General features: G+C 67.7%; 19 protein-coding genes. 10 read left to right on the forward strand and 9 right to left on the reverse strand.

Annotation, left to right across the window (positions count from 1 at the left end):
• Window positions 1–26: 26 nt before the first annotated feature.
• The 3 genes from HWX09_RS14515 to HWX09_RS14525 form a co-directional block, all read right to left on the reverse strand.
• Window positions 27–1,022 (reverse strand): DedA family protein/thiosulfate sulfurtransferase GlpE, encoded by a 996-nt coding sequence (locus HWX09_RS14515; protein ID WP_027781690.1) that lies wholly within the window; start codon window positions 1,020–1,022, stop codon window positions 27–29.
• Window positions 1,023–1,176: 154 nt separating this feature from the next.
• Window positions 1,177–1,446 carry a hypothetical protein gene (locus HWX09_RS14520; RefSeq protein ID WP_006480304.1) on the reverse strand — a complete coding sequence of 90 codons (270 nt, stop codon included), beginning with the start codon at window positions 1,444–1,446 and terminating at the stop codon, window positions 1,177–1,179.
• Between the two features lie 271 nt (window positions 1,447–1,717).
• Window positions 1,718–4,069: a phospholipase C, phosphocholine-specific gene (locus HWX09_RS14525; RefSeq protein ID WP_027781689.1), complete on the reverse strand. Its 2,352-nt coding sequence runs from the start codon at window positions 4,067–4,069 to the stop codon at window positions 1,718–1,720.
• 549 nt (window positions 4,070–4,618) lie between these two features.
• Between HWX09_RS14525 and HWX09_RS14530 the strand changes: the two genes are divergently transcribed.
• Both HWX09_RS14530 and HWX09_RS14535 read left to right on the forward strand, forming a co-directional pair.
• Window positions 4,619–5,119: a GNAT family N-acetyltransferase gene (locus tag HWX09_RS14530; RefSeq protein ID WP_027781688.1), complete on the forward strand. Its 501-nt coding sequence runs from the start codon at window positions 4,619–4,621 to the stop codon at window positions 5,117–5,119.
• A 255-nt stretch (window positions 5,120–5,374) separates the two neighbouring features.
• On the forward strand, window positions 5,375–6,973 hold the full coding sequence (locus tag HWX09_RS14535; protein WP_027781687.1) for a thioredoxin family protein: 1,599 nt from the start codon (window positions 5,375–5,377) through the stop codon (window positions 6,971–6,973).
• A 48-nt stretch (window positions 6,974–7,021) separates the two neighbouring features.
• On the opposite strand, the gene HWX09_RS14540 is transcribed toward HWX09_RS14535, so the two are convergent.
• Entirely contained in the window at window positions 7,022–7,273 is a 252-nt protein-coding gene (locus HWX09_RS14540; protein ID WP_027781686.1) for a DUF4148 domain-containing protein, read from the reverse strand.
• Between the two features lie 309 nt (window positions 7,274–7,582).
• Window positions 7,583–8,986: a GntP family permease gene (locus HWX09_RS14545; protein ID WP_027781685.1), complete on the reverse strand. Its 1,404-nt coding sequence runs from the start codon at window positions 8,984–8,986 to the stop codon at window positions 7,583–7,585.
• A 316-nt stretch (window positions 8,987–9,302) separates the two neighbouring features.
• On the opposite strand from HWX09_RS14545, the gene HWX09_RS14550 reads away from it, so the two are divergent.
• The 5 genes from HWX09_RS14550 to HWX09_RS14570 all read left to right on the forward strand — a co-directional run bounded on the left by HWX09_RS14550 (window position 9,303) and on the right by HWX09_RS14570 (window position 15,043).
• Window positions 9,303–10,790, forward strand: a complete 1,488-nt coding sequence (locus HWX09_RS14550) for a sigma-54-dependent Fis family transcriptional regulator (RefSeq protein ID WP_027781684.1) — start codon at window positions 9,303–9,305, stop codon at window positions 10,788–10,790.
• A gap of 54 nt (window positions 10,791–10,844) precedes the next feature.
• A complete protein-coding gene (locus HWX09_RS14555) occupies window positions 10,845–11,372 on the forward strand; it encodes a BON domain-containing protein (protein WP_027781683.1) in 528 nt (175 codons plus the stop codon).
• Between the two features lie 61 nt (window positions 11,373–11,433).
• Window positions 11,434–11,706, forward strand: a complete 273-nt coding sequence (locus HWX09_RS14560) for a hypothetical protein (RefSeq protein ID WP_063831192.1) — start codon at window positions 11,434–11,436, stop codon at window positions 11,704–11,706.
• A gap of 102 nt (window positions 11,707–11,808) precedes the next feature.
• A complete protein-coding gene (locus HWX09_RS14565; protein WP_027781681.1) occupies window positions 11,809–12,105 on the forward strand; it encodes an H-NS histone family protein in 297 nt (98 codons plus the stop codon).
• Between the two features lie 580 nt (window positions 12,106–12,685).
• Window positions 12,686–15,043 carry a GNAT family N-acetyltransferase gene (locus tag HWX09_RS14570; protein ID WP_027781680.1) on the forward strand — a complete coding sequence of 786 codons (2,358 nt, stop codon included), beginning with the start codon at window positions 12,686–12,688 and terminating at the stop codon, window positions 15,041–15,043.
• Window positions 15,044–15,649: 606 nt separating this feature from the next.
• Here the strand turns inward: HWX09_RS14570 and HWX09_RS14575 are convergent.
• Window positions 15,650–16,201, reverse strand: coding sequence for a hypothetical protein (locus HWX09_RS14575; RefSeq protein ID WP_027781679.1), 552 nt, complete (start codon window positions 16,199–16,201; stop codon window positions 15,650–15,652).
• Between the two features lie 176 nt (window positions 16,202–16,377).
• The gene (locus tag HWX09_RS14580; protein WP_027781678.1) at window positions 16,378–17,199 is read right to left on the reverse strand and encodes an IclR family transcriptional regulator; all 822 of its coding nucleotides are present in this window, start codon (window positions 17,197–17,199) and stop codon (window positions 16,378–16,380) included.
• A gap of 663 nt (window positions 17,200–17,862) precedes the next feature.
• Between HWX09_RS14580 and HWX09_RS14585 the strand changes: the two genes are divergently transcribed.
• Window positions 17,863–18,711: an ureidoglycolate lyase gene (locus HWX09_RS14585; protein ID WP_027781676.1), complete on the forward strand. Its 849-nt coding sequence runs from the start codon at window positions 17,863–17,865 to the stop codon at window positions 18,709–18,711.
• Window positions 18,712–18,899: 188 nt separating this feature from the next.
• Here the strand turns inward: HWX09_RS14585 and HWX09_RS14590 are convergent, their stop codons facing one another.
• Entirely contained in the window at window positions 18,900–19,283 is a 384-nt protein-coding gene (locus HWX09_RS14590; protein WP_027781675.1) for a VOC family protein, read from the reverse strand.
• 275 nt (window positions 19,284–19,558) lie between these two features.
• On the opposite strand from HWX09_RS14590, the gene HWX09_RS14595 reads away from it, so the two are divergent.
• Entirely contained in the window at window positions 19,559–20,194 is a 636-nt protein-coding gene (locus HWX09_RS14595) for an ABATE domain-containing protein (RefSeq protein WP_227789630.1), read from the forward strand.
• A gap of 15 nt (window positions 20,195–20,209) precedes the next feature.
• Here the strand turns inward: HWX09_RS14595 and prpR are convergent, their stop codons facing one another.
• Window positions 20,210–22,192, reverse strand: a complete 1,983-nt coding sequence (gene prpR / locus HWX09_RS14600; protein ID WP_027781673.1) for a propionate catabolism operon regulatory protein PrpR — start codon at window positions 22,190–22,192, stop codon at window positions 20,210–20,212.
• Window positions 22,193–22,362: 170 nt separating this feature from the next.
• On the opposite strand from prpR, the gene prpB reads away from it, so the two are divergent.
• Complete coding sequence (gene prpB / locus HWX09_RS14605; protein ID WP_027781672.1) at window positions 22,363–23,256, forward strand: methylisocitrate lyase; 894 nt, start codon at window positions 22,363–22,365, stop codon at window positions 23,254–23,256.
• The last annotated feature ends 12 nt before the right edge of the window (window positions 23,257–23,268 follow it).

A 23,268-nucleotide genomic window follows, 5' to 3' on the forward strand; every position in this document is an offset into this window, starting at 1 on the left:
TCGCAGCCGGCCCGCGATCGGTGCGATCAGGCCGGTTTGTGCCATCCCGCGACCGGCTCGCTCGCGGCAGGCGTTTCCTCCACGAGCGACGTGAGCTGGCGACCCGTATCGCGCCATGCGTCGAGGCCACCGCGCAGCGCGAGCGCGTCGGTGAACCCTGCATCGAGCAGGCGCTTCGCCATCAGTGCGGCCGTCACCTCGTTCGGGCACGAGCAATACACGACGAACTTCTGCGTGAGCGGATAGCGCGCGACGATGTCGGCGATCCGGCGCTCGTCGGCGAACTGCGCACCGGGAATCGTGAACGGGTCGAGCTTGCGGTGCTCGGGCGAGCGGACGTCGAGCACCACCGGGGCGGCGGTGTCGCGCAGCAGCACGTCGAGCTCGTCGACGCCGATCCGCGCGTTCGCGAGCTGGCGGATCAGCGCACGGCGGCGCATCCACCGCACGGCCGCATAGATTGCGAGCAGCGCGACGATGATCAGCAGCACCGCACGGCCGAGACGGCTCGCGCCGGCGAACAGCCAGTCGATCTGCCGGTAGAACACGAGGCCGGCCAGCAGCCCGACGATCGTCCACAGCGCGGCGCCGAGCGCGTCGTAGCCGGCGAACGTGCGATAGCGTGTGCCGAGCGCACCGGCCATCGGCACCGACACCAGCGACAATCCCGGAATGAAACGCGCGACCGCGAGCACGCGCACGCCGTAGCGGCCGAAGAAGCGTTCGGTCTTTTTCACGCAGGTATCGCGCGACAGCGACAGCCGACAGATCGTCTTCAGCGTGGTGCCGCCGTAACGCCGCCCGGCGACGTACCAGACCGTGTCGCCGATCAGCGCGCCGAGCACCGACAGCACCACGACCGTCACGAGCTGCGAGCCGATCATCGCCGGATGCATCGCCGACATCGCGCCGAACAGCACGAGCGTCGGCATCGCGGGCACCGGCAGGCCGATCGCCGCCGCGAGCACGTTGGCGAACACGAGAAGCGGCCCGTATTGGGCGACGAGGTCACGTAGGAGCATGACGGCTGGCCGAAAAGGAAACGCGTGGGCGGGAAATGCAGATGGGCCGATTATCGGCCTTTTTCGACACAGCGGCGGGAATGATGCAAAGCGCCTGACGGCGGCAGGGAGATGCGGGTGAGCCGGCGCATGGCGCGCGGCTCACCGTTCGGAATCACGAGGGCGTGCGGGCGAGCGATGCGGCGCCGTGGTTTTCGCCGGGCAGCTCGGCGCCGTGCGAGCGGATCGCCGCGATCAGTTCGGCCGGCGTGATCTCGTAGCGGACCTCGCGGTGGATGCCGGGCTTGCGTTCGTCGATCTCGATCAGCAGCACGCTCTTGCCGTCGCCGGTCGCTTCGAGCCGGAGCGAGCGCAGTTCGCGGCCGTCGGCCGCGTCGTGTTCGGTGAGCAGGGTCATTGCCCCGGATGAGCCGGTAGTGCGCATCGAACCTATCCTCGTGTCGTGGGTGCCTTGGCGGCAAGGATGTCTTTGTTGAATACAGCTTGACGCAGTTTAACGCGAACAGGCCGCAAAACGGAGCATTTTCGAGGGGGTGAAATGAGGGCTGAACCACCGATCCTTCTGATGTTTGAGCCGCGCCGGGCGGGCGTCTGCGCCGGATCGGGCGCCGGCCGAAACCGGTGCCCGAGCGGCGTTCGCGGCCACGCCGACGCGGGCGGCGACACGCGCTGCGCCGCGCGTCGCCGCGGCGGCGTCAGAAGCGGTCGGCGAGCCCCATCGCCGGGTCGCTGACCGAGTGGCGGCCGGTTTCGACGCGGCCGGCCACGCGGCGCGAGAAGCTCGCGTCGCTGTCGGCGGTGACGATGAAGTCGTACCAGTGGCCGGTTGAGTCGAGCTTCCAGTGCAGTTCGGACTGGTCGCCGGCGCGCACCGCGACGGTCCACGTGGTGCCGGTGCCATGGCCGTTGCCCTGGTCCTGGGCGTGATCGTTTTCATTGTCGTGGCCATGGCCGTGGCCGTCGTTTCCGCCGCGCCCGGACAGCGGCCCGTAGACCTGGTTCGACTTCACCGTGAAACGCACCGTGCCGCCGCCGTCGTTGCGCAGCCGCAGGTGGAGGTTGCCGCTCGCGCCCGCATAGCCGACGCGGACTTCCGGATGCGGCGCGCGAGCGCCGGCCAGGCGGCTCAGGTCGCCGGTGAAGCGGCGGTGATAGCCGTTCGGACCGAGCACCCACAGGTCATATTTACCGCCGTCGTCGGCGCGCGCGGCCCAGTCGCCGTGCAGCGTCTTGCCGGGCTCGACGACGTAGCGTTGCGGCAGCCGGTCGAGGTGCAGCTTGTCGTAGACGTGGAACACGGCGGCGGCGCGGCCGGTGTTCGCGAACTTCAGCGTGACCGTGCCGGCGCCGGCATCGGTGCGCGCGCTCGCGTGCAGTTCGTACGGCAGGGCGCGCGACGGGCGCACGCCGGTTGCCTGCGCGGGCAGCGCGGGCGTGGCGGGCGGCACGATCTTCGGCGCGGTTTGCTGCGCGGCGCTCAGCGCGTCGACCTGGCTTTTCGTCGTACGGCCCGCGAGCGTCGGCAGCGGCTCGTCGTTCGGCGTGCGGAAATTGAACGCGCTCGTCAGGTCGCCGCACACCGCGCGGCGGTACGCGCTGATCTGCGGCTCCGCGACGCCGAAGCGCGTCTCGAGGAAGCGCAGCGTCGACGTATGGTCGAACACCTGCGAGTTGACCCAGCCGCCGCGGCTCCACGGCGACACGATCCACATCGGCACGCGCGGGCCGGGGCCGTACGGGCGGCCGTCGGCTGCCGGCTGGCTCGACGTGGCCGGCGTGAAGTCGTGGTACTCGACCGCGACGTCGGCGGCCGACAGCGTATGGCCGCCCGCGAGCGTGCCGTCGGCGTTGCGCGACGGCACGGCCGGCGACGGCATGTGGTCGAAGAAGCCGTCGTTCTCGTCGTAGTTGACCAGCAGCACGGTCTTGCTCCAGACCTCCGGGTTCGCCGTCAGCGCGTCGAGCACGGCCTGCACGTACCAGCCGCCCTGCGCGGGGCTCGACGGCCCCGGGTGCTCGCTGTACGCGGACGGCGGGATGATCCACGACACTTCCGGCAGCTTGCCGTCGCGGATGTCGTCGCGGAACGTTTCGAGAAAGCCGTACGGCATCGTGTTGCCGAAGCCCTTCGCGAGCGGGCTCAGCGGATCGTCGATCGCGGGGTCGTAGAACGCGCCGGCCGCCGTCACCGGCTGCGTGATATCGGTCGACGCGACGTACGCGGGCCGGCGCGCGGCCGGCATCTGCTCGATCGCCGCGCGCCAGTGGCGGAAGCTCATCATCTCGTTGCAGCCGAAGTTGTCGATCAGGCTCTGGTAGACCTTCCAGTTCACGCCCGCCTGTTGCAGCCGGTCGGCATAGGTCGTCCAGGTCCAGCCCTGGCTCGACGGGCCGATGTCGTTGCCGCCGTTGAACTGGTTGTTCAGCGCGGCGATCTTCACGCGGTTGCCGTCGGCCGGGCTGACGCCGTTCGGGCCGTTGGTGCCGCTCCAGTAGAACAGGCGGTTCGCGATCGTGCCCGTGTGCATCCCGCAGTGGTAGTGGTCGCACAGCGTGAACGCATCGGCGAGCGCGCGCTGGAACGGCACTTCGGCCGCGTCGTAATAGCCCATCGACAGCGGCGTCTTCGCGTCGGGCCAGCGGTTCATCCGGCCGTGATCCCACGCGGCCTGCGCATCGGCCCACGTGTGCGGCGTGCCGCCCGCGCGCTGCGCGTTGCCCTGGCGCGCGTCCAGGTGATACGGTGTCACGATCGCGGCGGGCGTCGCCTTCGTGTACGCCTGATGGAACACGTCGCGGCCGTTCGGCGACGGCACCGCGAAACGGTCGCCATAGCCGCGCACGCCCTTGAACGTGCCGAAGTAGCTGTCGAACGCGCGGTTCTCCATCATCAGCAGCACGACGTGCTTGACGTCCTGGATGGTTCCCGTTTCGTGGAAGGCGGGAATGGCGAGCGCGCGGCGAATGCTCGGCGGAAACGCGGACAGCGCGGCGGCGGCGAGGCCGGAGCCGGCGGTCTGCTGAAGGAATTTGCGGCGTGACGTCATGGCGTTCGGATCCTGTGAGGGTGGGAGCGTTCGTGAGTTCGTCTGGCGGCGCCCGGGCGTCGTCCCGCCCCGGGACGATTCGCGATGCGTGCGCGTTCGGGGCATCGGCTGCGCGTCGCGCGGATGCAGCGGCCTCGCCGTCGCGATCCTGCGCACCGCACGCTCGTGATGCGCGGGCCAGGGGCGGCACACATCGGGCCGGCGTATGCCGGGCTGGGGCGGCGCCCAGTCTAGGGAGGCGGCATGACGTCGACATGATGAAGAAATGACATCGCATGTCGCGTACGTGACGTTGCGCGCGCAACGATTCGCTCAAGGGCGAATGCGAGGTCGAAAATGGTAAGAAATTACCGATCTTCGCAGATGTGATCGGTCAGAATTTTCCGGATTTTGCGGGGGTGGCGCGTGCGCGTTTCGTTGCGGATGCAACCTGACGGGCGGCGGTGTGACACCCGTGTTTCGAATGCGTGAAATCGGCTAAGCTCGATGCATTGCTGCGCGCCTGCGCAGTCCGCGCCTGTGGCGCGACTTTTCGGAACCGGCCCACCCATGACCGATATCAGGATCCGGCACAGCGAGACGCACGACGTCGACGCGATCCGGCAGATCGCCGCGCATCCCGCGGTGTACATGAATACGTTGCAGCTTCCTTTTCCGTCGCTCGAAAAATGGCGGAAGCGGCTCGACGACGTGCGCGAGCACGGCGTGAGCCTCGTCGCCGACATCGACGGCACGGTGGTCGGCCATCTCGGCCTGCATCCCGAGCCGAATCCCCGCCGGCGCCACGCGGCGGCGCTCGGCATGATGGTCGACGCGACTCGTCATGGGCGCGGCATCGGCGGCCGGCTGCTCGCGGCCGCGATCGATCTCGCGGAGAACTGGCTGAACATCACGCGTCTCGAGCTGACCGTGTTTGTCGACAACCGCGCGGCGATCGCGCTTTACGAGAAACACGGTTTCCGCATCGAAGGCGAATCGCCGGGTTACGCGTTGCGCGACGGCGTGCATGCGTCCGTGTATCACATGGCCCGGATCAAGGCGCGGCAATGAAGGGCTGGCCGTCGCGGACGTGACGGCACGCGGCCGCGACGCCGCGCGTCATATTCAATCGAGAATTCGTTCGTTTTCCTTCGGCTGTACCCGTCGTATCGTCGAACGATTTGCCGGTCGCCGCGGCCGGCTTCGTTTTCCGTATCGATGCATGCGCGGCACCGCATGTCGGCCGGCTTCATCGTCGTCGCATCACGGCCCTCGTTGCGTACGCGGCATCCCCTGAAACCGTCTTTTTCAACGGAACCCGCTTCGATGAAAACCGTACTCCGCAATCTCACCGCCGCCTGCCTGTTCGCTGCCGCCGGTGCGGCGCTTGCCGCTGCCGCGCCCACCGGCGCCCCGGTGGCGAACGCATCGCCCGACGGTGCGCATCTGCCGCCCGGCATCGCGTGGCAACACGGCGACGTCGATGCCGCGTTCGCGCTCGCGAAGCGCGAGGGCAAGCCGCTGCTGCTGTACTGGGGCGCGGTATGGTGTCCGTCGTGCAACCAGGTGAAGTCGACGATCTTCAGCCAGCAGGCATTCAAGACACGTTCGTCGTTCTTCGTGCCCGTGTATCTCGACGGCGATACCGAAAGCGCGCAGAAGCTCGGCGAGCGGTTCAAGGTGCACGGCTATCCGACGATGATCCTGTTCCGCCCCGACGGCACCGAAGTCACGCGGCTGCCGGGCGAAGCCGATCTCGACCGCTACATGCAGGCGCTGTCGCTCGGGATGACGGCCGCGCATCCGGTGCGGCAGACGCTCGCGACGGCGCTGAAGAACGGCGCGTCGCTGACGCCGGACGAATGGCGCCTGCTGGCCGACTATTCATGGGATACCGACGGTGCGCTGCCGGTGCCGGCCGATCGCGTCGCCGAGACGCTGCAGTCGCTCGCGCAACGCGCACGGGCGGTGGGGGCGAAAGCCGAATCGGCGCGCTTCGCGCTGAAGTCGGCGGTGGTCGCCGCGTCGGACGACCCGGCGCAGGCCGGTGCGCTCGACAAGGCCGCGCTGGCCGATTCGCTGCGCGCGGTGCTGCACGATCCCGCGCTGTCGCGGGCTGATTCGGACGTGCTGGTCGCGGCGCCGGCACGCGTGGTCGCGTATCTCGGCGGCGGCGGCGACGCGCAGCGCACGAAGTTGCGCGGCGCGTACGACACGGCGCTGGCGCGCCTGTCGACCGACGGCACGCTGTCGTCGATCGACCGGCTGATGGCGCTGCACGGCCGCGTGCTGCTCGCGCGCGGCGACGCCCGCAAGGGCGCACCGCCCGCCGCACCGGCGCTCGCCGAAACCGCGCGCAAACAGATCGCCGCGTCGGTGCAGGGCGCGGCGAACGCGTACGAGCGGCAGGCGCTCGTCAGCGAAGGCGCGGACACGCTCACCGACGCGGGGCTGTACGACGAATCGGATGCGTTGCTGAAGGCCGAGCTGCCGCGTTCGTCCACGCCGTACTACTTCATGTCGGGGCTCGCCGCGAACGCGAAGGCGCGCGGCGACAAGGCGGCCGCGCTCGACTGGTATCGCAAGGCGTACGACGCGGCGAGCGGGCCGGCGACGAAGCTGCGCTGGGGCGCGACTTACTTTGCGAATGCGGTCGAACTGGCGCCGGACGATTCGGCGCGCATCGAAGGGATTGCGGCCAGTGTGCTCGCGCAGGCCGACAAGACCCGCGACGCGTTCTACGGTGCGAACCTGCGCGCGCTGACCAAGGTCGTCACGCAGCTGAACCGCTGGCGTGGCAGCGGCGCGCACGATGCGTCGGTGAGGTCGGTCGTGAAGCAGTTCGACGGCGTGTGCGGGAAGCTGCCGACGGGCGATCCGCAGGCGGCGGCGTGCGCGAAGCTGATCCAGCCCGTGAAGGCGTAACGGCGCGCCGAGGGGGGCCGAGGGAGCGTCGAGCGGGCCGACGCCGGATTAGCGGCCCGACTCCGACGACGCGCCGCGATCGCTGCCGTATCCGGCATCGTGCTGACGGGCGATCTTCGCTTCGGCGGATACGATGCTGGCCGGATAGAACCAGTCGCTCGACTGGAAGCCGGCCTGCTTGAGCGCCTTGACTTCGGCGTGGACCTGCGCGCGTGTGAGCGGCGGGTTCGACTGGGCCTGCGCGGCGAACGGGGCCGAGACGGCCAGGGCGATGGCAATGGCTTGGATCAGGCGCTTCATGATGCGGACCTCCACGATTTCCGGTGAATCGCGGCGCGTCGTTCGTCGAAGCGTCGCGCGATGTCGAAACCAGTGTAGGCCGGCGCGGGCGTGCGAAAAATGCGATCGCGCCCAACGCAGTGTTTTGCTGCGGGCAACAATGGGTGGCGGCCGGGCGAGTGACGGCTCGGACGACTGCCGGCGTGTCGATTTGGCGTAGGGAAATGAAATCGGACCGGATGCGCGTGCCGGAATCCGTTCCGGTGCGCATGCGGTCCGATCTCGAAAGACGAGAAGGCGGCGCGCGAAACGCCGCCCTGATGCCAATGTTTACACGAGCCCCGTCGCGTAGTACACGGCGATCACGAAGAATACCGCGAGCGTCTTGATGACGGTGACCGCGAAGATGTCGCGATACGACTCGCGGTGCGTGAGGCCCGTGACGGCGAGCAGCGTGATGACCGCGCCGTTGTGCGGCAGCGTGTCCATGCCGCCGCTCGCCATCGCGACGACCCGGTGCAGCACGTCCATCGGGATGTTGGCCGCTTGCGCGCCCTTGATGAACAGGTCCGACATCGCGGCGAGCGCGATGCTCATGCCGCCGGACGCGGAGCCCGTGATGCCCGCGAGCGAGCTGACCGACACGGCTGCGTTGACGAGCGGGTTCGGGATGCTCTTCAGCGCGTCGCTGACGACGAGGAAGCCCGGCAGCGCGGCGATCACGCCGCCGAAGCCGTATTCCGACGCGGTATTCATCGCGGCGAGCAGCGCGCCGGCGACGGCGGCCTTCGAGCCTGTCGCGAAGCGGCCGCTGACGCGCTTGAACGCGGTCAGCAAGACCAGCACGATACCGAGCAGCAGCGCGGCCTCGACCGACCAGATCGCGACGACCGTCTTGATCGACGTCGTGATCGGCGCATGCACGCCCGGCAGCACTTCCGGCGCGACCGTGTACGACGCGGCGCCGTACCACTGCGGGATCAGCTTCGTGAACGCGAAGTTCGACACGCCGACGAGGATCAGCGGCAGGATCGCCAGCGCGGGGTGCGGCAGCGCCTTTGCCTCGACGCGCTCCGGCTCGTTGACGAGCGACGTGCCGTAGCCCTCGCCCTTCGCCATCGCCGAACGGCGGCGCCATTCGAGATACGTGAGGCCGATGACGATGATGAACAGCGAGCCGATCGTGCCGAGCGCGGGCGCGGCCCAGGCAGTCGTCTTGAAGAACGTGGTCGGGATGATGTTCTGGATCTGCGGCGTGCCGGGCAGCGAATCCATCGTGAACGAGAACGCGCCGAGTGCAATCGCGCCGGGCATCAGCCGTTTCGGGATGTTGCTCTGACGATAGAGTTCGGCCGCGAACGGATAGACCGCGAACACCACGACGAACAGCGATACGCCGCCATAGGTGAGCAGCGCGCACACCGCGACGATCACCGCATTCGCGCGCGAGCGGCCGATGTAGCGGATCGCCGCATGGACGATCGACTCGGAGAACCCGGACAGTTCGATCACCTTGCCGAACACGGCGCCGAGCATGAAGACCGGGAAATACAGTTTGACGAAGCCGACCATCTTCTCCATGAAGATGCCGGAGAAGACCGGTGCGACGGCGGCGGGTTCGGTCAGGAGCACCGCGCCGAGCGCGGCGATCGGCGCGAACAGGATCACGCTGTAGCCGCGATACGCGGCAAACATCAGGAACGCCAGCGCGGCGAGGACGATCACGAAAGACAAGGGAGTCTCCTAATGGCTTTGGTTGTTGTTCGATCGCGCGGTGCGTCGCGGACCAGCTCAGGTTAGTGCAGGTTTCGTGCCATCGGCCGGATTGCGCCGCCGGACAGGGGTCCGCCGGCAGCCGGCGGGCCCGCGCCGGTGCAGGTCTGACGATTCTACATAAAACGTCTCCATCTGGAGACGTTTTAGCCGTCCGGTCACCCGTCGAAATCGTGCCGGGCTTTCCCGGACAACGCATTGCGGCGAGTCTCCAGAGTGAGATAATCCGTCTCGTTCCGGAGACATCCGGCCGACGATACATGGAGACGAAGACACGATGATGAACGACTGGATCCGCCTGCCCGTGAACTACGGCGACGTGCTGCGGCGCGCTGCCGAGTCGCTGTTCCGGACCTTCGAGGATTCGAGTGCGGGCACGGTGGTCGTCGATCGCGACGCGCGCGTCGTGTGGATGAACGAGCGTTACGCGGCACGCTTCGGTTTCGCCGATCCGCAGCAGGCCGTCGGCCTCGACTGCGAGGCCGTGATCCCGAACAGCCTGATGCGCGAGGTCGTGTCGACCGGGCAGCCGATCCTGCTCGACATCATGGAGACGGGCCGCGAGCCGCTCGTCGTCACGCGCCTGCCGTTGAAGAACGAGGCCGGCGAGACGGTCGGTGCGATTGGCTTCGCGCTGTTCGACCAGTTGAAGACGCTCACGCCGATTTTTTCCCGCTACGCGCAGCTTCAGCAGCAACTGATCGCGACGCAGCGCTCGCTCGCCCAGGCGCGCCGCGCGAAATACACGTTCGCGAGCTTCGTCGGCACGAGTGCCGCGAGCCTCGAGACCAAGCGCCAGGCGCGCCGCGCGGCGCAGGTCGATTCGCCGGTGCTGCTGCTCGGCGAGACGGGCACCGGCAAGGAGCTGCTCGCCCACGCGATTCACGCGGCGTCGGCGCGTGCGCTCCAGCCGCTCGTGACCGTCAACGTCGCCGCGATTCCCGACACGCTGCTCGAAACCGAATTCTTCGGCGCGGCGCCCGGTGCGTACACCGGCGCCGATCGCAAGGGGCGCGTCGGAAAATTCGAGCTGGCCGATCGCGGCACGCTGTTTCTCGACGAGATCGGCGACATGCCGCTGCCGTTGCAGGGCAAGCTGCTGCGTGTGCTGCAGGACAAGGAGTTCGAGCCGGTCGGCTCGAACCGGATCGTGCGCGCGGACGTGCGCATCATTGCCGCCACGTCGGCCGACCTGCCGGCGCTCGTGGCGGCCGGGCGGTTTCGCGCGGATCTCTATTACCGGCTGAACGTGCTGACGATTCATGCGCCGCCGTTGCGCGAGCGCGCCTCCGACATCGCGGCGCTCGTCTACGCGACGCTCGAGGAGCTGGCGGCCCAGCACGGGCGCGCCGCGCACTGCGAGCTGACCGACGATGCGCTGCGGATGCTGTGCGCGTATCCGTGGCCCGGCAACGTGCGCGAGTTGCGCAATACGCTCGAACGCGCGCTGATGCTGTCGGACCGTTCGGTGATCGATGCGCGCGCGCTCGCGCCGTTTCTCGGGCCGGTGCGTGTCTCGCCGGACGGCGCGGGGCCGGCACAGCGGGTTGCCGCGGTGCCGGCCGAGCAGCGCGCGGGCGATGCGTCGACGGCATCCGGTGCGTCGGCCGCGTCGTATGCCGATGCACTGGCGGCGTGGGAGCGCCAGTTCCTGACCGATGCGCTGGCGGCCTGTGACGGGAAGGTAATTGAAGCGGCCGCGCGTATCGGGATCGGCCGCGCGACGCTGTACAAGAAACTGGCGGCGCTCGGTATCGACCGGTAGGCCGATCGGCGATGCCGATGCGGCTCGACGTAACGCATCGAACAGGAGGTCACGATGAAGCGGATCGGCATTGCAGGATGGCTCACCATGTTGCTGGCGAGTTCCGTACTCGCTCAGGCCGGCGACGCCGATGCGCCCGAAGCGCGGCGCAACTGGTACAACGATCCGTTCGTCGCGCTGTCGCAGGACGTGGCCGAATGCCCGTTGCCGCTCGGCCCGTGGATGACGCGCGCCGAGATGACGGACGATGCGCACTACCGCGCCGAACGCGGCACGACCTGCTGGCTCGCCCATCGCTGCACGAAGCCGAACTCGTATATGTATGACGCGTCGATCGCCGAGGCGGCGAAGGCGCGCTTCGCCGGTTCCGATCGCCTGCGCGGCACGAGCCTGTGGATCACCGTGCAGCGACGGTTTATCTACGTCGAAGGATGCGCGAATACGACGTTCGATAGCCAGGCGCTGCAACGCGAATTCGAGGCGCTTCCGGACGTCGAGCAGGTTTTCGTTCGCATCACCGATGATCCGCGCAAGCGCTTGCCGTACAAGGCGCGCGGGCAACCCGACCGCACGCCGGACTGACGGCCGAAGGGCTGCCCATGGCATACTCGCGACATTCAAAAAAAGGTTGACGGGAAGAACAATGAAACACATGCTTGCGTCGGTCTGTCGGTGGCCTCGGGCGGCCGTGATGTTGGCTCTGGTTGCAGGGCTCGGCGGGTGCGGTGGCAGTGCTCCGCTGTTCACTTCGGACGGGCGCCCGACCACTCAGGTGCAATGCACCGGCAGCGACTGGAGCAATTGCACGGACAATGCCCGGGCCATGTGCAACGGCGATTTCGAAGTGATCCAGCAATCGACGGATGACGCCGTGCGAAATCTTCTCTTCGCATGCAAGAAGAAGAGCGGCTATTGATCCCGAAATGACCGGCTGAGGAGACCACGATCGGGGAAGCGCTTTTCTGTTTGCTTTGAGTCACTTGTTTTTCACGAATAACACTCACGGAGTCCCATCCATATGGCGACCTACAGGCAACTGAGCGCGCAGCTCGAACGGCTCCAGCAAAAAATCGACAAGGAACGTGAAAAGGCGATTGCCGACGCGATTGCGGATATCCGCGCGAAAATCGACGAATACGACATTACGCCGGAAGAGCTCGGTTTTCTCCCGGCAGGATCGGCCGCCGCCGCGAAGCCGAAGCGGACCTTGCCGCCGAAGTACCTGAACCCGAAGACGGGCGAAACCTGGAGCGGCCGCGGGCGGGCGCCGGCATGGCTGGGCAAGAATCGCGGACGTTTCCTGATCAAGGACTGACTCCCGAAAATCCTCACCTTTCGTGTGCCGACTGACGGTGCGAACGGCCATGCGGCGTTCGCACCGTTTTGTTTTGGCGCAATCGTCATGCGATTTTCCCTGGCGAATGGAAGTGCGATGCCGCGCAATTGACGGATTCCGTTTTGCGAATTCGCTGCGATCCGGCCGCATATTGCGGGGAATTCCCGTAAACAACCGCGTAATGGCGCAATGCACGCGCATTGGCATTCGCGTTTTTCGCGGTGCATGCCCGACGCGGATTTTCATCACCTTTCGCGTGTTTGCGCAGTGTGTCGTGCGATTCCCGAAGATACTCACCATGGCTCCTGTAAATCCTCACCTCTGAGAAAGCGGCTGCAGCGTCGTGCCGCGTTGCGTGCATCGTGCGAGCGGCGCGGCGATGCCTGCCCGCGTGGGTTGCAGTCCATGGTGCGAGCATTGACGCTCGTCGAACAGTCGGCCGTTCGGCATATAGGCAGTCGCAGGCGCTTCGCCTATGCTTGGGGTTCGCGTCGATCGGCGCACGGCCTGCGTGGCCGCATGCCGATCGTGTCGTCTTTCGTCACCGCAGGGAGCCGATGTGACCGTTCGCCATCTCGATGCGTTGTTCCAGCCCAAGTCCGTTGCGGTCGTCGGCGCGTCGTCGCGCGCGGGCAGTATCGGCGCGATGGTGTGGTCGCGTGTGCTCGACGGTGCGTTCCAGGGGCCCGTGTGGCCGGTCAATCCGAAATATCGCGAGCTGGACGGGCATACGGTCGTCTCCGATGTCGACCGGCTGCCCGCGCCGCCGTCGGTTGCCGTGATCTGCACGCCGCCCGCGACCTGGGCCGGCATCGTGCGCAAGCTCGGTGAGCTGGGCACGCGCGTCGCGGTGATCGTCGGCGAGGCGCGCACCGAGGCCGATCGCGCCGCGGTCGATCGCACGCTGAAGGCGGCGAAGCCGTTCGTGCTCCGTATCGTCGGGCCGGGCAGTCTCGGCGTGTTGTCGCCCGCGCGGCATGCGCATTTCGGCGCGCCTGCATATACGGCGCGGTCGGGCGGCGTCGCATGGGTGTCGCAATCGAATGCATTGACGAACGCGGTGCTTGGCTGGGCCGATGCGCGGGGCCTCGGCTTTTCGCATGTCGTCGCGCTCGGCAGCGAATCCGATGTCGATGCGGGCGACGTCCTCGACTATCTGGCAAGCGATCCCGGCACGCGCGCGATCCTGCTCGAACTCGATACCGTGCGCGCGGCGCGCAAGTTCATGTCAGCGGCGCGCGCGGCCGCCCGCAACAAGCCGGTGCTCGCGCTGCGCACCGGCCGTGCCGATCCCGGCGACGCGCTCTACACGGCGGCGTTCCAGCGCGCGGGCATGGTGCGCGTCGATGCGCTCGACGATCTGCTCGACGAAATCGAGACGCTCGGCGTCGGCCGCGTCACCGCACGGGGGGCGGCGACGCTCGTGACGAGCGATGCGGGCGTGGCGAAACTCGCGGTCGATGCGGTGGCCGACGTGCGCGACGTGCTGACCGACTGGTCGCCCGCGGCAACGTCGGCCGTCGCGGCCGCGTTGCCGCATCTCGCGGCGCCAGCCAATCCGCTTACGCTGGGCGACGATGCGCGCCCCGAGCACTTTGCCGCGGCAATCAAGGCGCTCGCCCCGTTTCCGCAGACGGGCACGCTGTTCGTCGTTCATTCCACTTCGCACAGCGCGCCGGCCGATTCGGTCGCGCGCACGCTGATCGACTCGCGGCAGTATGCGCATCGCGGCATCCTCGCGTGTTTCTTCGGGGCGGTCGACGCGGCGACCCGCGATGCGCTGCACGCGAACGGCATCCCGGTGCACACGACGCCGCAGCGGCTCGCACGCGCGTATGCGCGTCTCGTCGACTACAACCTCGGGCGCCAGTTGCTGATGCAGACGCCGGAGGGCACGCCGCTGCAGCCGGCCGAGTGCGTGGCGTCCGCCCAGGCCGACGCACGCCGCATGGTCGAAGCCGGTCAGCATGAACTGGCCGGCGAAGCCGCGCTGCGCTGGTTGTCCCGTTTCGGTCTGCAGGGCGAGCAGCCCAACGAACCGGCCGGCAAGAAGGTCGTCGACATCACGGTCGACATGTACGACGATTCGAATTTCGGTCCGGTGTTTCGCTATGCCGTGCCGCCGGCCGATGGCGTATCGGCGCCGTTCGTCGTCTACGGCCTGCCGCCGCTGAACACGGTGCTCGCCCGCGCGGTGATGGAGCGCTCGCCGTATGCGCGCAGGACGTCCGTCGAGCCGACGCTCGACGCGCTGACGGCACTGTCGCAGGTCGTCTGCGACGTGCGCGAAGTCGTCGCGATGTCGGTCACGCTGCGCGTGCTGTCCGATCGCGCATGGGTGGTCGCGCCGCGCATCACGCTGGCGTCGGGGCGCAGCCGGCTCGCGATCATGCCGTATCCGCGGCACCTCGAGCAGACGCTCGAGTGGCGTGGCGAGACGGTGACGATCCGTCCGATCCGTCCGGAAGACGAGGCCGCACACAACGAACTGCTCGGTGCGATGACGCCGGAAGATTTGCGGATGCGTTTCTTCGGCGCGGTGCGCAGCTTCGACCATTCGCAGGTGGCGCGCATGACGCAGATCGACTACGACCGTGAGATGGCTTTCATCGTGTCGTTCACCGATGTGTCGGGGCGCGACCACACGCTCGCGGTCGCGCGTGCGGTCGCCGATCCCGACAACGAGACGGCGGAGTTCGCGATCGCGGTACGGCCCGATCAAAAGGGCAAGGGGCTTGGCCGGCTGATGATGACCCGCATCATCGACTACGCGCGCTCGCGCGGCACTGCCTGGATGGTCGGCGAGGCGCTGCGCGAGAATTCGGCGATGATCTCGCTCGCGAAATCGTGCGGGTTTGCGGTGTCGACGACGGAGGAGCCCGGCGTCGTGGGTTTCAGGATGAAGTTGCAGCCGTAGGCGTCGGTTTCAGGTCTGGCGCTTGGGGCAGAGCGTGGTGTCGATGCGTCCGAACGTTTCGCCATGTCGGATGCTAAATAAGGAATGCAAAGCGTTCGAGCCTGTCTCGAAGCAAAGCGTCTGTCAACGTGTCGGACCTGTCGGTCGAAGCGATACCGTAACGCACGCATGGCGTCCGGCGATGCTCACGCCGTGCTGCGATATTCGTCCGCCGCAGCCGTTTCAACCGATGTGCGTGCAGGCATTCGCTACCGTATTCCGGCCTCGCATTTTCAGAGCCGTCACCAAGGTGAGACTTTTCGGGAGCGGCGAGTGAGCTTTTTCGGGACAGCGTGGTGAGCACCTGCGGGAGAGGCCGGTGAGCCTTTCCGGGAGGCCTCGGTGAGCACTTGCGGGAGCGATTGGTGAGGACGTTCGGGAGGCGTCGGTGAGTGTCTCCGGGAGCCTTGGGTGAGGCTTTTCGGGAGACCGTGGTGAGCGCTTGCAGGATGCCGAGGTGAGCTTTTTCGGGAGCATGCGAACGCATGGCTCCCAGGGGCGCGGCGCCGGCCCATGCCGGCGTGACGCGCGGGTGCGGGCACGCAGGAACCGTGCCCGCGATCACATTCACGCGGCGAGCTTCGATGCCGCGTCGTTCACCTGGTCGCGCGAAATCGCGAGTTCCTCGAGGTGCGAATCGGCATAGATGGCACCGGTTTCGCGCTCGAGGCGGGCGATCGTGAGCGCGCAGCGCGCGGTGTCTTTCGGCATCGCGATGAAGCGTTTGACCGACTCGCCGGACGTGAACGCGTCGAACAGTGCGCCGCGCACGTCGTCCGGAAGCGTCTTGGTCCACTGGTACGGCTTGCCGTTGAACGTGATCGACGGCGGCAGAGTGCGTTCCTTCTTGGTCGCCGTGATGAGCCCGTAGGTGCGGGCCGCGTCGCCGATCTGCTCGGGCGAGAAGAGTTCGTCAGGCGTGATGTCGAACTGCTCGATGTAGTTTTCGATCGCCTGCATGGCGGCGGCACGATCGTCGCGCTTTTTCTGCGCGCGCGCGACGATATCGCGCAACTCGTCCGCTTCCTCGGGCGTGATCGTGAAGCTTGCCTGCTTCTGCTGAAGTTCGGAGAAACGCTGGAATTCTTGATCGTTCAGAAGTTTGGCCATGACATCCATCGGACACGACGGCCGCGACAACCGGCCGCCGTAGTTTTTGAGAGGGCCGCTATTCTAGCGTAGCGCCGCGGGTGCCCGATGCGGCATCGCGCATCGGGCACCGCACGGGCGTCGCATACACCCGGCGCCGGCGCCGCTGTGCCGTGCCCGCTGCACTTTGCCGGGTAACCCGCGCGTCAGCAGGTCTCGGTGCGGCACATCGACAGATGGGCGGCCGTGTCGCGCAGTGCGCCGACGACCCCGTCGACGGACGGCGCCATGTGCGCATCGATCCGGCGCATGTACGGGCACGTCAGCACCGCGATCGCGTGGCCGGCCGGCCCGAGGATCGGCACGGTCAGGTCGGTCACGCCGTACGCTTGCCGGCTGTCCTGACGCAGATAGCCGGACTGCCGGATGGACTGACACGCATTCGCGAGCTCCTGTTCGTTCAGCGGCGCCTCGCCCCTGACCTTGTGGTGCTCGGCCAGCATGTGCGCGCGTTGCTCGGCGCCCTGGAACGCCAACATCATGCGCCCCGATGCCGTATCGGCGAGGCCGACGCGCGAGCCGAGCCGGACCGACACGCCCCACGGGCCGGGCCCGTCCACCTGCGCGATCACGAGCAGGTTGCCGCGATCGTAGACGGACAGGTGGCACGACTGCTCGGCGGCATCGGCGAAGCGCTGCATCGGCGGCAGTGCCTCGGCGATCAGCCGGTTCATCGGCGGATGCCGGTGCGCAAGCGCGAACAGCTTGAGGCTGAGCGTGTAGCGGTCGCCGCCGGTCGAACGCATCACGTAGCGGCGCGCGACGAGGCGTTCGAGCATCCGGTAGATTTCGCTCGCGTTACGGCCGAGTTCCTTCGTGATTTCGGTGCGGGTGAGTCCTTCTTTCTGCTCGGACAGGAGTTCGAGGATGTCGAGGCCCTTGTCGAGCGCGGGTGCGCGATAGCGGTCGATAGCGGCCATCGATTCCCGTGCGTCGCTGCCGGGAAGCGGGTCGTTGGTTGTCTGCATTGTCGGTGTGAGGTTGGGGGATTGCCGTCGATCGGTTGGCGACGCACGCTGGCCGGTTCTGCACGCGTATAGGGCGGCTCCGCGTATGGCTATGAAAGCCATCCGTACGAGCTTAGCAATAAACATCCAGTGTGCAATGCAGCGTCTTTTTACCGATCGTTACCGAACAAGAACGGATAAGCAAACGTTTTCGATGACAGGGGCACCCCGAATAGCCAGTATTCATGTGCCGATGGCAGGCGCGGCCGCGCACGACTGCCGATCGATCGACGGTGGGGCCGCGCATGCTGCGCCGCAGTGTCGGCAGGCGCACCAATAGTCGGTATCCGTCGCGCGTCATTTCACGGCGCGCGGCCGATGGTACAAAGGCTTGCGGGCCAGCGACGGCGCGGCCGCGCGTGCAGCCGGCCGGCATGGCCCGGCACGCGTCGCGGATGCCGGGCCGTCGTCGCCGATGCGCAGACCGGCGGCCGCCCGTTCGATGCGCGCCGTACCGTCGTACGGCGCCGCGATCGCTGCGCCCGCGCGACTCTCGCGCGTCGACGGCATGCCGCATGCGGCGCCGACGCGTGCACTCGACGATCGACAACCCGTCCGGCGCGCGGCCGCGAAAGGCCACGGCGGCCGGTATCCTGTCCCATTCGACAACAGAGGTTAAGCACGATGAAACTGCTTCGCTATGGCCCGTCCGGCCAGGAAAAGCCCGGCGTCCTCGACGCGGCCGGCCGGATTCGCGACTTGTCCGCGCATGTGCAGGATCTTGCCGGTGAGGTGCTGTCCGACGCGGGTCTCGCGCGGCTGCGCGCCATCGATCCGGCCACGCTGCCGCTCGTGTCCGGCGAGCCGCGCATCGGCGCGTGCGTCGGTCAGGTCGGCAAGTTCATCGGCATCGGCCTGAACTACGCCGACCACGCAGCCGAAGCCGGCATGGCGGTGCCGAAGGAGCCGGTCGTGTTCGGCAAGTGGACGAGTTCGATCTGCGGCCCGAACGACGGCATCGACATCCCGAAGGGGTCGGTCAAGACCGATTGGGAAGTGGAGCTGGGTGTCGTGATCGGCGCGAAGTGCAAGGACGTCGACGAGGCGCGCGCGCTCGATTACGTCGCGGGCTACTGCGTCGTCAACGACGTGTCCGAGCGCGAATGGCAGATCGAGCGCGGCGGCCAGTGGGACAAGGGCAAGGGCTTCGACACGTTCGGCCCGCTCGGCCCGTGGCTCGTCACGCGCGACGAAGTACCCGATCCGCAGCGTCTCGACCTGTGGCTCGAAATCGACGGCCACCGTTATCAGAGCGGCAACACGCGCACGATGGTGTTCACGGTCGCGCAACTGATCGCGTATCTGTCGACCTGCATGACGCTGCAGCCGGGCGACGTGATCACGACCGGTACGCCGCCGGGTGTCGGCATGGGCATCAAGCCGTCGCCGGTGTTCCTGAAGGCCGGCCAGATGGTGCGCCTCGGGATCGAAGGGCTCGGCGAGCAGTTGCAGAGCACGCGCAACGCGCAATGAGCGCGTGAGCGGCGCGGGCCGACTGGAGGACGCAGCCACCCGCGCGCCGGCCATGCTGCCCGATCCGTCGGCATGACCGTCGCCGCGAGCGGCGCGTACCGAACGACGATGTAGCCGAAATCAGGGGCCCGGTTCCGCGCGATGCGGAACCGGGCCTTTGTTGCTCGTCCGCGTGCGGACGAAGCGGATCAAACGACGTTGTCGAGTTCGCAATGCGCTTCGAGCCGATACCCGTCGGGGTCGACGACGAACGCCGCGTAATAGCCGGGGCCGTAATGCTCGCGCTTGCCGGGCCCGCCGTTGTCCTTGCCGCCGTGCTCAAGGGCGGCGCGGTAGAACGCGTCGACCTCGACCGGCGACGCGGCCTTGAACGACAGGTGCAGCCCCGAATCGGGATCGGCGACGACGGGGCGAGCGGCGTGCTGCAACCACAGCTCGGGCTCGGTCGTGCCGTACCCGATGGCGCCGTCGTCGCTATACAGACGCTTGTAGCCGAGTGCGCCGAGCGCGCTGTCGTAGAAGGTGCGGCTGCGGCCGATGTGCGCAACGCCGAACGAAAGGTGATCGATCATCTGTGGCTCCTTGAACTGATGTGGACGTCAGTGCGGCAAACCTGCTCATAGACACCATGCCAGCCGCTTGTAGCGAAGCGCGCCGAGCGTGGTGTCGTCGTACGTGCGGCCGGCGGCGGTGTGGATAACGTTGAACGAAAGACGATCGATCATCTGTGTCTCCTTGAATTGAAGGGGCGTCGGTGCGGCAAACCTGTTTTTAACCACCTTGCCGGTTATGTTAGAAATCGCTCGAGTGCTTGTCAACCGGCATGGTGGTTAGATACGATCGGATCATGAGAAAAATGCAACCTTCCGTCACGACGGACTGCCTGATCCCGGCGCCGCCCGACACGCTGAGCCTCGATTTCGCGAACACGCTGTACTGGCGCGGCAGCGACCCGCCGACGGAAACCTTCGGCACGATGGACGACCTGCTGGCGTGGTGTCGCGAACAGGCGGGCGTACCGGGCGAGTTGGCCGACGCATGTCGCGTGCCCGACGAAGAGAAAGAGAAGGAGAAGGACGACGAGCCGACAATGCTCGCGCAGGCGCTCGCGTTGCGCGAGGCGCTATACCGGCTGTTTAATGCACAGGCGGAACAGCGCGAGCCGCGGGATGCCGATCTCGCGCTGCTCGGCGGCTTTCTGGCGGAAGCGTCGCCGCGCGTTGCGCTGGCGCGCGTCGACGGCCGCTATGCGTGGCGGATCGACGCGTCGGGTGCGACGCTCGCGGGGCTATTGAGCCCGGTGCTGTGGTCGGCGATCGACCTGCTCGGCGGCGCGCGGCTCGCGAAGGTCAAGCGTTGTGCGAACGATGCATGCCAGTGGCTGTTCATCGACGACAGCAAGAACGGCAGCCGGCGCTGGTGCTCGATGTCTTCGTGCGGCAATCGCGCGAAGGCGTATCGCCACTATCACAAGGCCGAATGACGGGGCGACCCGAACCTATTTCGCCGACAACTTCCGCCACAGCGTCGTCTTGCTGATGCCGAGCATCGCGCAGGCGCGGTCGCGGTCGCCGCCGCACGCGTCGAGCACCGCACGGATCTCGTCGGCTTCCGCGCGACGGCGGCGCGCGTGCAGCGTTTGCGCGTCATCGGCGTCGGCCGCGTCGGGCGGCGCGACGAACAGCTCGGGTGCGATCACCTGCAGCGCGCCGGGGGCGAGCGCCGTGCACGGGGCGCCCGGATCGCTTTCATCGACTTCCTCGGCCAGCTCGACCGCGATCCGCTCGACCACGTTCTGCAGTTCGCGCACGTTGCCGGGCCAGCGGTAGCGCGCGAGCGTCGCTTGCGTCGCGTCGAGCACGCGCAGTGCATCGTCGGTGTCGCGCACGCGTTCGGCCAGACGCGGCTCGCGCCGCGCGGCCTGCACGAGCAGCGTCGCCGCGAGCGCGGGAATGTCGGCCGCGCGCTCGCGCAGCGGTGGCAGGCCGACGTTCAGGATGTTGAGCCGGTAATAGAGATCCGCGCGGAACGTGCCGGCCTCGACGGCCGCGAGCAGCGGCCGGTGCGTCGCGGCGATCACGCGCACGTCGATGCGGATCGGCTCGGTCGAGCCGAGGCGGATCACCTCGCGCTCCTGCAGCACGCGCAGCAGCCGGCTCTGCAGCGACGGCGGCATCTCGCCGATCTCGTCGAGAAACAGCGTGCCGCGGTGCGCGGCCTCGAACAGGCCGGTCTTGCCGCCGCGCCGCGCGCCGGTGAACGCGCCTTCTTCATAGCCGAACAGTTCGCTCTCGAGCAGCGCTTCCGGAAACGCACCGCAGTTGACCGCGACGAACGGATAGCTGCGCCGCGCGGACAGCGCATGCAGGCTCTGCGCGATCATTTCCTTGCCGGTGCCGCTTTCGCCGAGCACGAGCACGGTCGCGTCGGATTTCGCGTAGCGGCGCACGAGCTCGCGCACGCGCGTCATCGGCGCCGATGCGCCGACCACGTCGTCGAGCGCGTAGCGTGCGGCGAACTGTTGCGTGGTCGGTTGCGAACGCAGCGCGCGATCGAGTCGTTCGACCGCGCGCGATTCCTGGAACGTCAGTACGCTGCCCGACGTGACGCCGCGATCGACCAGCGGCCCGCGATGCACGACGTAGCGCACGCCGCGTACGGTCGCGAGCGCATCGCCGTCCTCGCCGCGCAGCGTGCGCAGCTCGGGCCGCAGGTCGACGAGCGCGCGGCCGACGGCCGCCGCCGGTTCGACCCCGAGCGCCGACGCGAGCCGTTCGTTGATCGCCTCGACGCGGCCGCGCGCGTCGAGCGCGACCACGCCGTCGCGCAGGTGCTGCAGCAGCGTGTCGAGCCGCTGGCGGCGGAATGCCTCGGCGTGCGTCGCATACGCGACTTCGAGCGCCGTCTCGACGGCCTTGCGCACCGACGCATGCGAATACAGGAACACCGCGCCCATGCCGGCGCTGGCCGCGAGATCGGTGACGAGGCCCGGGCCGACGATCGTCTGGATGCCGCGATCGCGCAGGTCGTGCACGCAGGCTTCCGCTTCCTGCGCGGACTGATATGACGCAAACTGCACGTCGAGGCCGTACGCGGCGACGAAGCGGCGCACTTCGGGCGGCGTTTCGCCGGCGCTGACCAGTGCGATCCGCGCTGCATCGCGCCGGGCGCGCGCGAGCGCCTGCATCACGTCGAAGCCGGTCGGCGACACGACCACCACCGGCACCTGGGCGCGCGTTTTCAGGAAGCCGCCGTTCGAGCCGGCCGCGACGATCACGTCGGGCCGCGCGGTGCCGGCCTCGGCGATCGCGCTGAGCGCATCCTCGTACGCGCGCGTCACGATGCGCACGTCGGCGCGTTCGTCGAACTCGCCGGCGATCTCGCGAAACAGGTCGCGCAGGCGGCTGATGCCCATCGCCCAGATGCGCGGGCGCACCGTGCGGTCGGCCGGACCGACGGGCTTGGTCGAAGAGAGGTCCATGACGGCCGATTATGCGCGCGCGATTTCATTTTTGAAACATGAAATTGCTGAATTGAAATATCCCGGCGCCGCCTCGCTCGGGCCGGGTGCTTAAGAATCAGTGGGTTAGCGGCGTTTCGCGAGCTGGCCCGGTCCTTGCTGTTATCGGGCATTCCATCAGGAGGCCGTTCATGAGCAATACGCATCTTCAGAGCGCCGGCGCGAAGTTCCGCGCGGCAGTCGCGGCGGAGCAGCCGCTGCAGGTGGTCGGCGCGATCACCGCGTACGCGGCCAAGATGGCGCAGGCCGTCGGCTTCAAGGCCGTCTACCTGTCGGGCGGCGGCGTCGCCGCGAACTCGCTCGGCATTCCCGATCTCGGCATCAGCACGATGGAAGACGTGCTCATCGACGCGACCCGAATCACCAACGCGACCGACCTGCCGCTGCTGGTCGACATCGACACGGGCTGGGGCGGCGCATTCAACATCGCGCGCACGGTCCGCTCGTTCATCAACGCCGGCGTCGCGGCCGTGCACCTGGAGGACCAGGTCGGCCAGAAACGCTGCGGCCACCGCCCGGGCAAGGAAGTCGTGCCGATCGAGGAAATGGTCGATCGCGTGAAGGCCGCGGTCGATGCGCGTACCGACGATCAGTTCGTGATCATGGCGCGTACCGACGCGGCCGCCGCGGAGGGAATCGACTCGGCGATCGAGCGCGCGGTCGCGTACGTCGAAGCCGGCGCCGACATGATCTTCCCGGAAGCGATGAAGACGCTCGACGACTACCGCCGCTTCAAGGCGGCCGTGAAGGTGCCGATCCTCGCGAACCTGACCGAATTCGGCTCGACGCCGCTGTTCACGGTCGACGAGCTGCGCGAGGCGAACGTCGACATCGCGCTGTACTGCTGCGGCGCGTATCGCGCGATGAACAAGGCCGCGCTGAACTTCTACGAAACGCTGCGCCGCGACGGCACCCAGAAGGCAGCCGTGCCGACGATGCAGACGCGCGCCGAGCTGTACGACTTCCTCGGCTATCACGAATACGAGCGCAAGCTCGACGAACTGTTCGCGCAGGGCAAGAAGTAACGCGGCCCGCGC

Origin of the sequence: Burkholderia sp. BCC1208 (genome assembly GCF_902833095.1) — a bacterium.
In the GTDB taxonomy this organism is placed as follows: Bacteria; Pseudomonadota; Gammaproteobacteria; order Burkholderiales; family Burkholderiaceae; genus Burkholderia.

What these genes read in the sequence shown, in the direction of transcription:
- HWX09_RS14515 (WP_027781690.1), bottom strand. Translation starts at nt 1,022, where the DNA reads ATGCTCCTACGTGACCTCGTCGCCCAATACGGGCCGCTTCTCGTGTTC.
- HWX09_RS14575 (WP_027781679.1), bottom strand. Translation starts at nt 16,201, where the DNA reads ATGGATGTCATGGCCAAACTTCTGAACGATCAAGAATTCCAGCGTTTC.
- HWX09_RS14535 (WP_027781687.1), top strand. Translation starts at nt 5,375, where the DNA reads ATGAAAACCGTACTCCGCAATCTCACCGCCGCCTGCCTGTTCGCTGCC.
- HWX09_RS14565 (WP_027781681.1), top strand. Translation starts at nt 11,809, where the DNA reads ATGGCGACCTACAGGCAACTGAGCGCGCAGCTCGAACGGCTCCAGCAA.
- HWX09_RS14525 (WP_027781689.1), bottom strand. Translation starts at nt 4,069, where the DNA reads ATGACGTCACGCCGCAAATTCCTTCAGCAGACCGCCGGCTCCGGCCTC.
- HWX09_RS14540 (WP_027781686.1), bottom strand. Translation starts at nt 7,273, where the DNA reads ATGAAGCGCCTGATCCAAGCCATTGCCATCGCCCTGGCCGTCTCGGCC.
- HWX09_RS14595 (WP_227789630.1), top strand. Translation starts at nt 19,559, where the DNA reads ATGAGAAAAATGCAACCTTCCGTCACGACGGACTGCCTGATCCCGGCG.
- HWX09_RS14580 (WP_027781678.1), bottom strand. Translation starts at nt 17,199, where the DNA reads ATGCAGACAACCAACGACCCGCTTCCCGGCAGCGACGCACGGGAATCG.
- HWX09_RS14590 (WP_027781675.1), bottom strand. Translation starts at nt 19,283, where the DNA reads ATGATCGATCACCTTTCGTTCGGCGTTGCGCACATCGGCCGCAGCCGC.
- HWX09_RS14520 (WP_006480304.1), bottom strand. Translation starts at nt 1,446, where the DNA reads ATGCGCACTACCGGCTCATCCGGGGCAATGACCCTGCTCACCGAACAC.
- HWX09_RS14560 (WP_063831192.1), top strand. Translation starts at nt 11,434, where the DNA reads ATGAAACACATGCTTGCGTCGGTCTGTCGGTGGCCTCGGGCGGCCGTG.
- HWX09_RS14555 (WP_027781683.1), top strand. Translation starts at nt 10,845, where the DNA reads ATGAAGCGGATCGGCATTGCAGGATGGCTCACCATGTTGCTGGCGAGT.
- HWX09_RS14585 (WP_027781676.1), top strand. Translation starts at nt 17,863, where the DNA reads ATGAAACTGCTTCGCTATGGCCCGTCCGGCCAGGAAAAGCCCGGCGTC.
- HWX09_RS14550 (WP_027781684.1), top strand. Translation starts at nt 9,303, where the DNA reads ATGATGAACGACTGGATCCGCCTGCCCGTGAACTACGGCGACGTGCTG.
- prpB (WP_027781672.1), top strand. Translation starts at nt 22,363, where the DNA reads ATGAGCAATACGCATCTTCAGAGCGCCGGCGCGAAGTTCCGCGCGGCA.
- HWX09_RS14530 (WP_027781688.1), top strand. Translation starts at nt 4,619, where the DNA reads ATGACCGATATCAGGATCCGGCACAGCGAGACGCACGACGTCGACGCG.
- prpR (WP_027781673.1), bottom strand. Translation starts at nt 22,192, where the DNA reads ATGGACCTCTCTTCGACCAAGCCCGTCGGTCCGGCCGACCGCACGGTG.